The sequence below is a fragment of the Friedmanniella luteola genome, from assembly GCF_900105065.1.
Lineage (GTDB): Bacteria > Actinomycetota > Actinomycetes > Propionibacteriales > Propionibacteriaceae > Microlunatus > Microlunatus luteolus.
The window spans coordinates 3,095,166-3,109,237 of the sequence record NZ_LT629749.1 but is presented as its reverse complement, the minus strand read 5'-3'; the positions used below and the strand labels follow the sequence as shown (position 1 = coordinate 3,109,237).

Here is a 14,072-nt window from a genome sequence, read left to right as displayed (position 1 = left end):
GGGTGTCACGGGCTCGGGGCCGGGGTCGTGACCGGGTGCCGGCCCAGCACCGGGACCGTCGGCTCGTCCTGGCCGCCCTCACCGTCCCTCTCGACGACGTCGAAGCCGCGCCGCAGCAGCAGCCCGCCGCTGAACGTCAGCGGCAGCCAGCGTTCGGCCAGCACCTCGCGCAGCCCCAGCCGCTGCAGCTGGGCCAGCCGGTTCATGGCCACGGCGCCCTGGGCGGCCGCCGCGCAGGCGCGCGGCACCGGGTCGAGCAGCACCGCCTCCACCGCGGCGCCGTGCTCGGCCACCAGCGCGGCCAGCGCCGCGTACTCGTCCGCCGCGTCCAGCTGCAGCTCCAGGCGCAGGGTCACGGGGTCCACCGGGTAGCCGTCGAAGCTCACCAGACCGGCCAGCGGCACGTCGAGGTGCAGCAGGTCGGTGCTGACCGGCAGCACCCGGAGGGCCGGCGCGCCGGGACGGACGAGCAGCCGCGGGACGAGCAGCTCACCCGGTCGGCGGACGACCGCGCGGCCGTCGGGCGCCAGCACCACCGCCACCGTGCCGCGGCCGACGACGGCCAGCCGGGTCAGCGGGACGAGCGCACCCACCAGCCGGTGACCGAGCGACGGCTGCGGTGCGGGGGAGGCGCCGGTGCTGGAGGGGGCGCCGGGCGCGCGGCCCGGTTCGCGGGCGGCGCGGTCCTGGGCCCGCCGGGCCCACCAGCGGAGCAGGGCGTTGCCGCGGTCGTCGTCCACGCGTCCCCTCCGTCCGTCCCACCCGAGGCGGTCGCCCCATTCTGGCCCGCGGGGGCGGCGAGCCGGTGAGCAACGCCGCAGCCCGGTCCCGCCGCTCGGGATTCGGGACTGTCGGCGCCGGCTGGCATGCTGGCGCCGTGCCCCCCCGACCCTCACCCTTCGGCCGGGTGACCCTGGTCAGCGGACCCGAGAGCCTGCTGGCCGACCGGGCCGTCGCCGTCCTGCTCGAGCAGGTGCGGTCGGAGTCCCCGGAGGCCGAGGTGACCCGGACGGCGGGCGAGCGGCTCGACCCGTCCCGCTTCGCCGAGATGACCAGCGCCTCGCTGTTCGCGGTCCGGCGGGCCGCGGTGGTCGAGGACCTGGCCAACCTGCCGGCCGAGCTCACCGACGCCGTGCTCGAGCTGGTCCGGCAGCCGCAGGAGGACCTCGCCCTAGTCCTCGTGCACGGCGGCGGGCAGAAGGGCAAGGGCCTGCTGGACAAGCTGAAAGCCGCGAAGGTGGCCGTCGTCGACGCCCCCGCCGTCAAGGCCTGGGAGCTGCCCCAGTTCGTCGCCGCCGAGGCGCGCCGGGTGGGGGCGGGGATCGACGCGGGCGCCGCCCAGACGCTGGTCGACGCCGTGGGCCACGACCTGCGCTCGCTGGCGGCCGCGGTCAGCCAGCTGGTGGCCGACGGCGAGGGCGGCCCGATCGAGGAGGTGCAGGTCCGCCGCTACTTCGGCGGGCGGTCCGAGGTCACCAGCTTCGCCGTCGCCGACGCCGCCCTGGCGGGCCGGACCGGGGTGGCGATGGAGCAGCTGCGCTGGGCCCTCGCGACCGGGGTGGCGCCGGTGCTGGTCACCAGCGCCCTGGCCTCGGGCCTGCGGGGGCTGGGCAAGCTGGTGACGGCGGCGTCCGGACTGCGCGAGGCCGACCTCGCCCGCGAGGTCGGCGTGCCGCCGTGGAAGCTGCGCACGATGCGGAGCCAGGCCCGCGGGTGGGACCAGGGCGGGCTGGCCGCTGCCCTGCAGGCGGTCGCCGTGGCGGACGCGGAGGTGAAGGGCGCGGCGGACGACGCCGCCTTCGCCCTGGAACGGGCCGTGCTCACGGTCGCGCGCTCCCGCCGCGGCTGAGGGAACACCCGGCGCGACGGACGTCCCGGCAACACGACGTCCCGGAAACGCACGACGTCCCGATCACGAGGGTGATCGGGACGTCGAGACGGACCTGGGGGACGGGGTGGCGGCCCCCGGTGGTCGCGGCCGCGCGTGCCGGACCGGAGGCGTGGGGGTGGTCACCCCCGGTGCAGCGCTGAGCTCAGCTCAGCTTCGCGGCCTGGGCAGCGATGGCCGACTTGCGGTTCGCTGCCTGGTTCTTGTGGATGACGCCGGCGGACGCCGCCTTGTCGAGCTGGCGGTTGGCCGCACGGGCCAGCTCCAGGCTCTTGGCGTCGCCGGAAGCCGCGGCCTCACGGAAACGGCGGATCGACGTCTTGAGCGCGGACTTGGTCGCCTTGTTGCGCTGGCGGGCCTTCTCGTTCGTCTTGATCCGCTTGATCTGGGACTTGATGTTCGCCACGGGGCAAGCCTCTGTTAACTGTCGTTGTTCGGTCTCGGGGTCGCGCTGCGGTCCTGACCTGCACGGAACCCTCGGGCGCGACTAGTCACGTTACCAAACCCGGTGACCCGACCCCAAATCCACGGCCCGGACGAAGCCGAGCAGGTCGTCGGCGCAGCGCCGCTGCCAGCCGCGGATCGTCGGCAGCCCCGGCGGTTCCCCGCCGCGGGAGAGCCGGTGCAGGGTGACGGCCAGCCCGGTCATCATCGCCCAGCGCAGCACGGGGTCGACCGCGGCGGTCACCGGGTGGGACGCCAGGAAGTCGACGACGTCCATCGACCCGCCCTGCCCGCGGTCGGCGCGCGAGACGACCAGGTCGCAGGCCAGGATCGCGGGGTCCACCCACGGGGCGGCGCGCAGGGCCGCCGCCCAGTCCACGAACCAGACGTCCGGCTCCTCGCCCGGGGCCGCCGGCCGCCCGACGAGGACGTTGTCGGCGCGCAGGTCGGCGTGCACCGGCGCCTCCCCGACGACGGCCGCGCCGAGCAGTGTCGAGAAGGCCGCCAGGTCGCCCGCGCGGGCCCGCACCCACGGGTCGTCGTTCCAGGGGTCGGCCGGGTCGTCCAGCACCTCGGACCAGGGGCGGAGGAACCCCGTGAGGTGGTCGCTGCCCGGCAGCGCCGCCGTCAACACCGACCCGGCCGCCTGCACGAGGGTGGTCTGCAGGTCACCGAGCCGGTCCAGCACGAGCCGCGCCACCGGCTCCGTCCAGGGGTGGGCCGGCGGCTCGCCGGGCACCGCCGGCAGCAGCGTCACCGACCAGGTCTGGTCGGGCAGCGCGAGGTCGGCGGCGGCCAGCGGCTTCGGCAGGGCCGGGTGGTCGGGGAGCGCGGCCAGCCGGGCCCGCTCCCCGCGGTAGAGCTCGAGGGCGAAGGCGTTGGGCACCGATCCGGTGGCCTTGACGAAGCCGGCCCGTGCGGCCGTCCGGACGACGGCGGCGCAGCCGGGCGCGAACCCGCCGACGCGGTCCTCGACCTGCACGACCGGCCCGCCGAGCTGCTCCTCCACCCAGTGCCGCACCGCACCGGGCAGCTGCCGGTAGGGCACCCGCACGCCGCGGGCGTAGGTCACGGGGAGGTCGACGGGCACCGGCCCATCGTCGCGACCGCCGGGTCGGGCCGCCACGGGTTTGCCCCCGGCGCCGGGCGTCCGCGTCGATTGGGTGGCGTGGCCCGGCGTGGGAGGATGGGCAGCCGGGCGACCCGCCCGACGTGCCACCGCACGGGAGAGCACCACACCGCGCCGCCGACCGGGAAGACGACTTGACTCCGCCAGCACCCAGCCCCGGGCGTACCGAGCCCGCGATGATCCGCAACTTCTGCATCATCGCCCACATCGACCACGGCAAGTCGACCCTGGCCGACCGGATGCTGCAGCTGACCGGCGTCGTCGACTCCCGCGCCATGCGCGCCCAGTACCTCGACCGGATGGACATCGAGCGCGAGCGCGGCATCACCATCAAGTCCCAGGCCGTCCGGATGCCCTGGACGGCGCCGGGTTCGCCCGGGGCCGAGCCCGACATCCACGTCCTCAACATGATCGACACCCCGGGCCACGTCGACTTCACCTACGAGGTGTCCCGCTCGCTCGCCGCCTGCGAGGGCGCCGTGCTGCTGGTCGACGCCGCGCAGGGGATCGAGGCGCAGACGCTGGCGAACCTGTACCTGGCCCTGGACGCCGACCTCACGATCATCCCGGTGCTCAACAAGATCGACCTGCCGAGCGCGCAGCCGGAGAAGTACGCGGCCGAGCTGGCCGGGATCATCGGCTGCGACCCGTCGGACGTGCTCAAGGTGTCGGCCAAGACCGGCGAGGGCGTCGAGGCGCTGCTGCACGAGATCGTCCGCCAGATCCCGGCCCCGGTCGGGGACCCGGACGCCCCCGCCCGCGCGCTGATCTTCGACTCCGTCTACGACACCTACCGCGGCGTGGTCACCTACGTCCGGGTGGTCGACGGCGAGCTCAGCCACCGCGAGCGGGTGCTGATGATGTCCACCAAGTCCGCCCACGAGGCGATCGAGGTGGGCGTCATCTCGCCGGAGCCCGTCAAGTCGCCCTCCCTCGGGGTCGGCGAGGTCGGCTACCTCATCACCGGCGTCAAGGACGTCCGGCAGTCCCGCGTCGGCGACACGGTCACCTCCGTCGTCCGGCCCGCCACCCAGGACCTGGGCGGCTACCGGCACCCCAACCCGATGGTCTTCGCCGGGATGTACCCGATCGACGGCGCCGACTACCCGGAGCTGCGCGAGGCGCTGGACAAGCTGCAGCTGAACGACGCGGCGCTGGCGTACGAGCCGGAGACGTCCGGGGCGCTCGGCTTCGGCTTCCGGATCGGCTTCCTCGGCCTGCTGCACATGGAGATCGTCCGCGAGCGGCTGGAGCGCGAGTTCAACCTCGAGCTGATCTCGACCGCACCCAGCGTGGTCTACCGGCTGGTGATGGAGAACGGCACCGAGGTGCAGGTCACCAACCCGTCGGAGTACCCGACCGACGGCAAGATCGCCGAGGTCTACGAGCCCGTCGTCCGGGCCACCATCCTGACCCCGGTGGACTACATCGGCACGATCCTCGAGCTCTGCCAGGCGCGCCGGGGGGTGCAGCACGGGATGGAGTACCTGTCGGCCGACCGGGTCGAGATCCGGTACACGCTGCCGCTGGCCGAGATCGTCTTCGACTTCTTCGACGCCCTCAAGTCCCGCACCAAGGGCTACGCCAGCCTGGACTACGAGCCGTCGGGGGAGGAGCGCAGCGACCTGGTCAAGGTCGACATCCTGCTGCAGGGCGAGCCGGTCGACGCCTTCTCGGCCGTCGTGCACCGGGACAAGGCCTACGCCTACGGCGTGATGATGGCCGGCAAGCTGAGCGCCCTGATCCCGCGGCAGCAGTTCGAGGTGCCCATCCAGGCCGCCATCGGCGCCCGGGTGATCGCCCGCGAGACCATCCGCGCGATCCGCAAGGACGTCCTCGCGAAGTGCTACGGCGGCGACATCACCCGCAAGCGCAAGCTGCTGGAGAAGCAGAAGGAGGGCAAGAAGCGGATGAAGATGGTCGGCCGCGTCGAGGTCCCCCAGGAGGCCTTCGTCGCCGCGCTCTCCACCACCGAGCCCGCCAAGTCCTGAGCCCGACCACGGTCTCAGGCCCACCGCTGCCTGAGCCCACCACCGTTGCCTGAGCCCACCACCGCTGCCTGAGCCTGTCGAAGGCCCTTCGACAGGCTCAGGGCGCGGTGGTCGGGCTCAGGGGACGGTAGTCGGGCTCAGGCTCGGTGGCGGGCGCCAGTCAGTCGATGCCCGAACGCTCCACGCCCTGCACCAGGTAGCGCTGGAGGAACAGGAAGACCAGCAGCACCGGCAGGATCGCCACGGCGGCGCCGACGAAGAGCTGCGGCATGTCGATCCGCTGGCTGGACATGAACTGGCTGAGCGCCACCTGGACGGTGCGGAAGTCGCGGTCCTGGCCGATCAGCAGCGGCCACAGGAAGGCGTTCCACGAGCCGATGAAGGTGATGGTCCCGACGGCGGCGCAGATGCCGTAGGTGTTGGGCATCACCACCCGCCAGAAGGTCCGCCAGTACCCGGCCCCGTCGATGTAGGCGGCCTCCTCGAGCTCGCGGGGGAAGCCGAGGAAGAACTGCCGGAACAGGAACGTCGCGAACGCCGAGAACAGCACGGGGATGATCAGCCCGCGGAGCGTGGAGATCCAGCCCAGGGTGGAGACCAGCACGAAGCTGGGGATGAAGGTCACCGCCGCCGGGACCATCAGCGTCAGCACCGTCAGCCCGAGGACGAGCCGGCTGAGCCGGTGGTCGATCCGGGCCAGGCCGTAGCCGGCCAGCGCTGAGATCACCACGGTGGCCAGCGTCTGCACGACCGCGACGACGGCGGAGTTGGCCATGCTGCGGGCCATCCGGATGCTGTCGTTGGCGAACAGCTCGCGTAGGTTCGTGAGGTTGACCTCGTCGGGCAGCCAGCGCCACTGCGCCGCGGCCATCAGGCGCTCGCTCGAGAACCCGTTGCGCAGCAGCACGTAGAAGGGCAGCAGGAACAGCAGGGCCAGCACGCTCAGCACCACGTAGCGCAGCGCGGACACCCCGCGGGAGGACCTCATGCCCGGTCCTCCCGGCCGCCGACGGAGAAGATCTTGAGCTGGACGACGCCGATGACCACCACGACGGCCGTGAGGATGATCGTCCCGGCGCTGCCCAGCCCCAGGTCCTGGCTGCCCCCGCCGAGCGAGATCAGGTAGAGGTAGACCAGCGGCGGGCGGGCGAACGGCGGGTAGCCGCCGACGGAGATCAGGGTGTTGTAGAACTCGTCGAACGCCTGGAAGGCGGCGATCAGCAGCAGCAGGACCACCGCCACCGACGTCGCCCGCAGCTGCGGCAGCGTGATCCAGCGGAACACCTTCCAGCCCACGGCGCCGTCGATGGCGGCGGCCTCGTAGGTGTCGGTCGGGATCCGCTGGAGGCCGGCCAGGAACAGGATCATGTAGAAGCCGACCTGCAGCCACAGCCGCAGGCTGACCAGCACCACCCAGTAGCCGTAGTTGCCGCCGCCCAGCCAGTTGACGTTCTCGAAGCCGAGCGAGCGCAGCAGGGAGTTGGCCAGGCCGAAGCGGGCGCCGTTGAAGAAGGACAGCCGCCAGATCATGGCCGCGATCACGTAGGAGCAGGCGGTGGGCAGGAAGAAGGCCGAGCGGAAGAACGCCTGGGCCACCCGCGCCCGGTTGACCAGCAGGGCCAGCCCCAGCGAGCAGGCGAACGTGACGGGCACGATGAACGCCGCGAACACCAGGAACGTGCCCATGCTGGAGACGAACGCCGGGTCCTGCAGCAGGTAGACGTAGTTGCCGAACCCCACGAACTTCGTCGGCGTGACCGTGTTGCGGGCGTCGAAGAACGAGAGGTAGACGCTCCACAGGATCGGCACGTAGACGAAGACCAGCAGGCCGGCCAGGAACGGCCCGACGAACACCCAGAACCACCGGTTGCGGTTCTGCTGCAGGGTGCGGGCCTTCCGCGGCTGCGGGCCGCGGCGCAGGGCGCGCGCGGGTGCGGTCGGGGCAGCGGTCACCGTCTCAGCCGTTGACGCGCTCGAGCTCCGCCGTGGCCTTGGCGGCCACCGCGGCGAGCTCCTTCTGCGGGTCCGCCCCCTTGTTGACGACGTTGGTCACCGCACCGGTGTAGGCCTGCAGGATCGCGGGGGTCCACAGCAGGCTCGGGGCGTGGCCGAAGTCGGTGACGAAGGTCGCGGCGTCCTTGCCGGCGCCCTCGGCCAGCTTGGTCGCCTGGGCGGCCAGGGCGGGCTTGGCCGGGATGTGCGTCCCGTAGCTGTTGGAGAAGTCGACCTGGTCGGCCTCCTGGTCCACCCACAGCCACTTGACGAAGGCCTTGGCCGCGTCGGGGTTCTTGCCCTTGGCGGCCACGCAGGAGCTGAACGCGCCGAAGGGGACGACCTGCCGGCCCGAGGGCCCGATGGCGGGGAACGGCACGACGCCGAAGTCGTCGCCGAAGGTGTCCTGGATCTCGGGCAGCACCCAGAGGCCCGTCCACTGCATGGCGGTCTCCTCGTTGACGAACGGGGCCGCGTCGAACCAGTCCTTCGACGCGCTGGCCAGCAGGCCGTCCTCGTGCAGGGCGCGGAACTGGTCGAGGCCGTCGTACATCGCCTGGCTGTCGAAGCCGATGCCTGTCTTCTCGGCGTTGATCTGCTCCAGCCCGGCGGCCCAGATCAGCTGGTTGCCGAGGACGCCGACGCCGCCGTCGTTGCCGGCGAAGAAGCCGCCGATGTCCTTGCTCTGCAGGGCGCGCGCGGCGGTGATCAGCTCGGCCATCGTCTGCGGCGGCTGCAGACCGGCCTTCTCCAGCATGGAGCGGCGGTAGTACAGCATCTGCATGTCGACGGTCTGCGGGACGGCCCAGACCTTGTCGTCCCACGTCATCGCGGCCAGCACCGACGGCGCGAACTGGGACCGGGCGTCGCCGAGGGTGTCGGTGAGGTCCAGCACCTGGCCGGCCTTGATCATGTCCAGCGTCGGTCCGTTGCCGTACTCGAAGACGTCGGGGACGTCGTCGGTCAGCAGGGCGGCCGAGACCAGCTTCTCGTACTCACCGGGGTTCCACTTGACGGTGACCTCCGCCTGGTCGTAGGCGGCCGCGTAGCGCTTGACGGCGTCCTCGACGCCGTCCTCGCCGTACTCGTGGTACCACTGGCTCAGCTGGGCCCGGCCGCCGCCAGAGGCGCTCGCGCTGGCGCTGCCGGACGCGCCGGGCTCGGGGCGACCCGTGTTGCTGCCGCAGGCCGAGAGGCCGGCAGCGGCAGCGGCGGCGAGACCGCCGGAGAGGGACAAGAACCGTCGACGCGGAATAGCCATAGGCGGACTCTAGTTCCTGCGACAGGACCGGTCCGCCGTGGCTCGGACCGTCCACCGGTCGAGCGCCGCGGGGCGCTCTCGAGCAGGAGGTTCGACGTTGAAGGCTCTGCAGTTCTCCGCCTACGGCGGTCCCGAGGTGCTGACGGTGGGCGACGCCCCCGAGCCGCACGCGGGCCCCGGGCAGGTCCGCGTCCAGGTCCGTGCGGCGGGCCTCAACCCGCTCGACTGGAAGCTCCGCGCCGGCTACCTGAGCCAGGGCGCGCCGCTGGAGGGACCCGGCCGCACCGGCTTCGAGGCCGCCGGCGTCGTCGACGAGGTGGGGGAGGGCGTCACCGGCACCGCCATCGGCGACGACGTCTTCGGGCTCGGGAACGCCACCCACGCCGAGCTCGCGGTGCTGGACGCCTGGGCCGCCAAGCCCGCGTCGGTCGACTGGGCCGTCGCCGCGGGCGCGGGCGTCGCCGTCGAGACCGCCATCCGTGGGCTGGACCTGCTGGGTGTCGGCCGCGGCAGCACCGTCCTCGTCGACGGCGGGGCCGGGGGCGTCGGCGCGGTCGCCGTGCAGATCGCCGTCAGCCGCGGGGCCACCGTCGTCGCCAGCGCCGGCGAGGCCAACCAGGGCTACCTCACCGAGATCGGCGCGCTGCCCGTGCTCTACGGCGAGGGGCTCGCCGAGCGCGTCCGCGCGGTCGCGCCGCAGGGCCTGGACGCCGTCCTCGACGTGGCGGGCAAGACCCCGCCGACGACGCTCGCATCGATGGTCGCGGACCCCGCGCAGGCCCTCACCATCGCCCAGTTCGACCTCGGGGACTCCGGCATCCGCCTCACCACCGGCGGGGAGATCGACCGGGCCGCCGCGCTGGCCGAGGGAGCGCGGCTCCTGCAGAGCAACGACCTGGTCGTGAAGGTGCAGACCTTCCCGCTGGAGCGGGCCCGGGAGGCCGTCGAGATCTCCGAGTCCGGCCACGTCCGCGGGAAGCTCGTCCTGCTGCCGTGACGGCGGACTTCTGGCGGCTGGACCACCTCAGCGGTGGTCTGACCGCCAGAAGTCCGGCACGGGCCGGGCGATGCGCCGACTAGGCTTCTCCGATGCCCTCCGCCCTGCCCGACGGCGTCCCGGCCCCGGCCGACGGCGCCCTGCCCGCGGCGGCGCGGGCCGAGGTGGCCGCGGCGCCGCTGAGCGTCTACCTGCACGTGCCGTTCTGCACCACCCGCTGCGGCTACTGCGACTTCAACACCTACACCGCCACCGAGCTGGGCCCCGAGCCCGGCGCCTCGCAGGCGGGCTACGCCGAGACCGCCGCCCGCGAGCTGGCGCTCGCTGCCCGGGTGCTGGGCCCGGAGGCGCCACCGGTCAGCACGGTCTTCGTGGGCGGCGGCACCCCCACCCTGCTGCCGCCGGCCGACCTGGCGCTGCTGCTGGACGCGGTCCGCGAGCACCTCGGGCTGGCCCCGGACGCGGAGGTGACGACCGAGTCCAACCCCGAGTCCGTCGACGCCGCCGACCTCGCCGCCCTGCGGGAGGCGGGCTTCACCCGGATCTCCTTCGGCATGCAGTCGGCGGTCCCGCACGTGCTGGCCACGCTCGACCGCGTCCACTCCCCGGGCCGGCCGCAGCAGGCCGTGGCCGAGGCGCGGGCGGCGGGCTTCGACAGCGTCAGCCTCGACCTCATCTACGGCACGCCGGGGGAGTCCCTGGACGACTGGGCCACCAGCCTCGACGCCGCCCTGGCCGCGGAGCCGGACCACGTCAGCGCCTACGCCCTGATCGTCGAGGACGGCACCCGGCTGGCCGCCCAGGTCCGTCGCGGCCGGCTGCCGATGACCGACGACGACGACCTGGCCGACAAGTACCTGCTGGCGCAGGAGCGGCTGACCGCCGCCGGCCACACCGCCTACGAGGTGAGCAACTGGGCCCGCGGCGAGGAGCACCGGTGCCGGCACAACCTCGCCTACTGGCGCGGGCACGCGTGGTGGGGTGTCGGACCGGGGGCGCACAGCCACGTCGGCGGCGTCCGCTGGTGGAACGTCAAGCACCCGGCTGCCTACGCCGGCCGGATCGCCGCCGGGGTGTCGCCGGCGCACGCCCGTGAGCTCCTCGACGCCGACGACCGCCGGGTCGAGCGCGTGCTGCTGGAGCTGCGGCTGTCCGACGGGCTCGACCTCGCGGTGCTGACGCCGTCCGAGCGGCGCCGCGTCCCCGACCTGGTGGCCCGCGGGCTCGCCGCGGTCAGCGCGGCGGACACCCTGGTGCTCACCCTGACCGGCCGGCTGCTGGCCGACGGCGTGGTCCGCGACCTGCTCGACTAGCGGCCGAGAGGGCGGCGGGCCTCCGGTGACCCGACCGCAACGGGGACGACGCCGCGCCGCAACACGGCATCTCTAGCGTCGGGGTCGAGCCACCGGGCTCACCGAGACGAGGGAGCTCACCGTGCCGACATCCGAGGGCCGCGAGGCCGCCGAGACCATCGAGAAGGGCATCGGCCGGCGCAACCTGCTGCGGACGGCGGCGTCCCTGGGCGCCGCCGCGACCGTCACGGCCGGCGCTCCCGTCGCCGCCACCGCCGCCCCCCGCGCGGGCAGCGGGTACCGGGGCGGGCTCCAGGTGCTGCAGCCCGGCACCGGCCGGATCACCGGGGACCACTACCTCAGCCCGGAGGCCGACGAGGTGCTCTGGGGGTACGTGCCCGCGATCGGCGCCGAGCCGGTGCTGGAGATGGGGTCGGGCGAGACCGTCACGATCGACGCCCTCTCCCACGAGGGCATCCTCGAGGACCAGGGCCGCGACCCGCGGGCGTTCTTCGCCGGGCAGGGCGTCCGTCCCCGCGAGGTGCTGGACGACGCGGTGGCCGTCGCCCGTGACTACGACCGGACGCCCCGCGACTTCGACGTCGACGGCCCGCACGTGGTGCTGGGCCCGATCTACGTCCGCGGGGCCCGCCCCGGCGACGTGCTCAAGGTCGAGACGCTGGCGGCGGTGCCGCGGGTGCCCTACGGCGTCGTCTCCAGCCGGCACGGCAAGGGCGCGCTGCCGCAGGGCCCGGGCCGGACCGCGCCGGCCGGGATCACGCGCTCGACGAGGTCATGCCGCCCGTGTCGACCGACGGCCGCGCCACCGGTGACCCCACCCGCTACGGCAACGTCTCGGTCTTCACCCCCGTCGAGAGCCGGCGGGGCCGGCTGTACGGCCGGATGGACCGCTCGGACGGGGCCGTGCGGTTCCCGCTCAACCCCTTCATGGGGATGATGGGCGTGGCCTCGGCGCCGGCCGAAAACCTCAACGCCCCGCAGGTCAACTCGATCCCGCCGACGCTGGGCGGCGGCAACATCGACATCAGCCTGCTGGGCCCGGGCTCCACCTTCTACCTGCCCGTCTTCGACGAGGGCGCCCTGTTCTACGTCGGCGACCCGCACCTGGCGATGGGCGACGGCGAGGTGGCGCTGACCGCGATGGAGGGCTCGCTGCGCGCCACCTTCCGGCTCACGGTGTGCCGGCCGGGCGCCAGCGGGGTGCCGTCGGTCGCCTACGGCTACCCCTTCGCCGAGAACGCCCGGTCCTGGGTCCCGATCGGGCTGTCCGACCCGGACGGCGTCGTCGGCGGCCAGGTCAACGACCTCGACATCGCCATGCGCAGGGCCGTGGTCAACGCCCTGGACTTCCTGCAGGACGACCTCGGGATGGAGCGGGCGGTCGCCTACGCCTACCTGTCGGCGGCGGCCGACTTCGTCGTCTCCCAGGTGGTCGACCGCACCGTCGGCGTGCACGCGGTCATCCAGAAGTCGCACTTCCGGTAGGGCGGTGGCGGCGCTCAGCCCTCCGGCAGCGGGTGGTCCTGGGTGACGAAGTCGATCAGCTGCTCGACGGTGGTGAGCAGCGGCCGCTCCAGGTCGTTCCAGGAGCGGACCCGGCCCAGGATCATCTTCCAGGCGGCGGCGATGTCGGCCTGCTCGGCGTGCGGCAGCCGCAGCACCTCGCAGATGCCGTGCTTCCACTCGACGTCGCGGGGGATCTGCGGCCAGACCTTGAGGCCCACCCGCTCGGGCTTCACCGCCTGCCAGATGTCGACGTAGGGGTGGCCGAGGACCTGCACGTAGCCGCCGCCGCGGCCGCGCTCGACCTGGGCGGCGATCCGGCTCTCCTTGCTGCCCGGCACCAGGTGGTCCACCAGCACGCCGAGCCGGCGGCCGCGCTCGGGCGCGAACTCCTCGACGATGGCCGGCAGGTCGTCGATGCCGCCGAGGTACTCCACGACGACGCCGACGTGCCGCAGGTCCTCCCCCCAGATCCGCTCGACCAGCTCGGCGTCGTGGCGGCCCTCGACGTAGATCCGGCTGGGCAGGGCCACCTTCGCGCGCTCGGCCGGTCCGGCCACGGAGCCCGACGCCGTCCGCCGCGGGGCGCTGGTGGCCGCCCGGGCCGCGACGACGAGGGTCACCGGCTTCCCCTCGTCCAGGAACCCCGCGCCGAGCGGGAAGCTGCGCAGCTTGCCCCGGCGGTCCTCCAGCACGACGATGCCGCGCTCCACCCGGACGACGGCCCCGACGAAGCCGGTGGTCGCGTCCTCCAGCACCTGGCCCGGCTTCACGGCCAGCTCGGTGCTGACGGGCTTGCCGGCCTGCTGCCAGCCGGTGGCCAGGACGTCGGTCGCGTAGCGGTCGGTCGGAGAGCTCACCGGCTGAGCGTAGGCGAGCCGGGCCCGGCAGCCGGGGACCTGACGACGGGGTGGTGCCCGCCGGCTTGCCCGCGGTGGTTGTCTGGGCCCGTGCCGGTGATGTCGATGTTCCCCCTCGGGTCCGTGCTGTTCCCGCACATGCCGCTGCGGCTGCGGGTGTTCGAGGAGCGCTACCTCGTCATGCTGTCGGAGCTCGTCCGGGCGCAGGACACCCGCTTCGGTGTCGTGCTGATCGAGCGCGGCTTCGAGGTGGGCGGCGGCGAGCACCGCTTCGGCGTGGGCACCACGGCCGACGTGGCCCAGATCCAGGCCGAGGACGGCATGGTGGGCCTGGGGGCGCAGGGCGGTGAGCGGTTCGAGGTCGAGGACTGGCTGCCGGACGAGCCGTACCCCCGCGCGGTGGTGCGGGTGCTGCCCGAGCTGGTCTGGGACGAGGCCCTGGAGCCGCTGCGCGCCGAGACCGAGCAGCTGGTCCGCCGCACGCTGGCCCGGGCCAGCGAGTTCGCCGAGGACGTGTGGCCCGCCGACGTCGAGCTGGCCGACGAACCGGTGCCCGCCCTCTGGCAGCTGGCGGCGATCGCCCCGCTGACCGCCCTGGACCAGGTCCGGCTGCTGCGGGCGGAGTCGGCGGAGGCGCTGCTGCAGACGCTGGCGGAGCTGACGGAGGACGCCGCCCTGCAATTCTGACCTCGCT

At 73.6% G+C, this 14,072-nt stretch carries 14 protein-coding genes; 7 read left to right on the top strand and 7 right to left on the bottom strand.

Going from position 1 to position 14,072, the window contains the following annotated elements; translation table 11 throughout:
* Positions 1 to 5: 5 nt before the first annotated feature.
* Positions 6 to 740 (bottom strand): hypothetical protein, encoded by a 735-nt coding sequence (locus BLT72_RS14650; protein WP_091413803.1) that lies wholly within the window; start codon positions 738 to 740, stop codon positions 6 to 8.
* 137 nt (positions 741 to 877) lie between these two features.
* Between BLT72_RS14650 and holA the strand changes: the two genes are divergently transcribed.
* Positions 878 to 1,849, top strand: a complete 972-nt coding sequence (gene holA / locus BLT72_RS14645; RefSeq protein WP_091413801.1) for a DNA polymerase III subunit delta — start codon at positions 878 to 880, stop codon at positions 1,847 to 1,849.
* Positions 1,850 to 2,033: 184 nt separating this feature from the next.
* Here the strand turns inward: holA and rpsT are convergent, their stop codons facing one another.
* Together rpsT and BLT72_RS14635 are read right to left on the bottom strand one after the other, a co-directional pair.
* On the bottom strand, positions 2,034 to 2,294 hold the full coding sequence (gene rpsT / locus BLT72_RS14640) for a 30S ribosomal protein S20 (RefSeq protein ID WP_091413799.1): 261 nt from the start codon (positions 2,292 to 2,294) through the stop codon (positions 2,034 to 2,036).
* Between the two features lie 90 nt (positions 2,295 to 2,384).
* On the bottom strand, positions 2,385 to 3,422 hold the full coding sequence (locus tag BLT72_RS14635) for a hypothetical protein (protein ID WP_091413797.1): 1,038 nt from the start codon (positions 3,420 to 3,422) through the stop codon (positions 2,385 to 2,387).
* A 215-nt stretch (positions 3,423 to 3,637) separates the two neighbouring features.
* Between BLT72_RS14635 and lepA the strand changes: the two genes are divergently transcribed.
* The gene (gene lepA, locus BLT72_RS14630; RefSeq protein WP_091413795.1) at positions 3,638 to 5,452 is read left to right on the top strand and encodes a translation elongation factor 4; all 1,815 of its coding nucleotides are present in this window, start codon (positions 3,638 to 3,640) and stop codon (positions 5,450 to 5,452) included.
* 160 nt (positions 5,453 to 5,612) lie between these two features.
* On the opposite strand, the gene BLT72_RS14625 is transcribed toward lepA, so the two are convergent.
* The 3 genes from BLT72_RS14625 to BLT72_RS14615 are packed head-to-tail and all read right to left on the bottom strand — an operon-like array spanning position 5,613 to position 8,705.
* Complete coding sequence (locus BLT72_RS14625; protein ID WP_091413793.1) at positions 5,613 to 6,440, bottom strand: carbohydrate ABC transporter permease; 828 nt, start codon at positions 6,438 to 6,440, stop codon at positions 5,613 to 5,615.
* Positions 6,437 to 7,405, bottom strand: coding sequence for a carbohydrate ABC transporter permease (locus tag BLT72_RS14620; RefSeq protein ID WP_425349211.1), 969 nt, complete (start codon positions 7,403 to 7,405; stop codon positions 6,437 to 6,439). Before BLT72_RS14620 ends, BLT72_RS14625 begins: the two co-directional genes overlap by 4 nt.
* Positions 7,406 to 7,409: 4 nt before the next feature.
* Positions 7,410 to 8,705, bottom strand: coding sequence for an ABC transporter substrate-binding protein (locus BLT72_RS14615; protein WP_091413791.1), 1,296 nt, complete (start codon positions 8,703 to 8,705; stop codon positions 7,410 to 7,412).
* Between the two features lie 97 nt (positions 8,706 to 8,802).
* On the opposite strand from BLT72_RS14615, the gene BLT72_RS14610 reads away from it, so the two are divergent.
* The 4 genes from BLT72_RS14610 to BLT72_RS22775 all read left to right on the top strand — a co-directional run bounded on the left by BLT72_RS14610 (position 8,803) and on the right by BLT72_RS22775 (position 12,500).
* Complete coding sequence (locus BLT72_RS14610; protein WP_091413788.1) at positions 8,803 to 9,702, top strand: NADP-dependent oxidoreductase; 900 nt, start codon at positions 8,803 to 8,805, stop codon at positions 9,700 to 9,702.
* A gap of 92 nt (positions 9,703 to 9,794) precedes the next feature.
* On the top strand, positions 9,795 to 11,015 hold the full coding sequence (hemW, locus tag BLT72_RS14605; protein WP_091413786.1) for a radical SAM family heme chaperone HemW: 1,221 nt from the start codon (positions 9,795 to 9,797) through the stop codon (positions 11,013 to 11,015).
* Positions 11,016 to 11,136: 121 nt separating this feature from the next.
* A complete protein-coding gene (locus BLT72_RS22780; RefSeq protein WP_197677047.1) occupies positions 11,137 to 11,952 on the top strand; it encodes an acetamidase/formamidase family protein in 816 nt (271 codons plus the stop codon).
* Positions 11,919 to 12,500 carry an acetamidase/formamidase family protein gene (locus tag BLT72_RS22775; protein WP_197677046.1) on the top strand — a complete coding sequence of 194 codons (582 nt, stop codon included), beginning with the start codon at positions 11,919 to 11,921 and terminating at the stop codon, positions 12,498 to 12,500. Before BLT72_RS22780 ends, BLT72_RS22775 begins: the two co-directional genes overlap by 34 nt.
* A 14-nt stretch (positions 12,501 to 12,514) precedes the next feature.
* On the opposite strand, the gene BLT72_RS14595 is transcribed toward BLT72_RS22775, so the two are convergent.
* Positions 12,515 to 13,378 (bottom strand): DUF3097 domain-containing protein, encoded by an 864-nt coding sequence (locus BLT72_RS14595; protein ID WP_091413784.1) that lies wholly within the window; start codon positions 13,376 to 13,378, stop codon positions 12,515 to 12,517.
* 99 nt (positions 13,379 to 13,477) lie between these two features.
* Between BLT72_RS14595 and BLT72_RS14590 the strand changes: the two genes are divergently transcribed.
* Entirely contained in the window at positions 13,478 to 14,065 is a 588-nt protein-coding gene (locus tag BLT72_RS14590; protein WP_231930646.1) for an LON peptidase substrate-binding domain-containing protein, read from the top strand.
* Positions 14,066 to 14,072: the final 7 nt, after the last annotated feature.

Excerpts from the sequence above, each read along its gene's own strand:
- BLT72_RS14615 (WP_091413791.1), bottom strand. The coding sequence starts at position 8,705 with ATGGCTATTCCGCGTCGACGGTTCTTGTCCCTCTCCGGCGGTCTCGCC.
- lepA (WP_091413795.1), top strand. The coding sequence starts at position 3,638 with ATGATCCGCAACTTCTGCATCATCGCCCACATCGACCACGGCAAGTCG.
- BLT72_RS14590 (WP_231930646.1), top strand. The coding sequence starts at position 13,478 with ATGTCGATGTTCCCCCTCGGGTCCGTGCTGTTCCCGCACATGCCGCTG.
- BLT72_RS14625 (WP_091413793.1), bottom strand. The coding sequence starts at position 6,440 with ATGAGGTCCTCCCGCGGGGTGTCCGCGCTGCGCTACGTGGTGCTGAGC.
- hemW (WP_091413786.1), top strand. The coding sequence starts at position 9,795 with ATGCCCTCCGCCCTGCCCGACGGCGTCCCGGCCCCGGCCGACGGCGCC.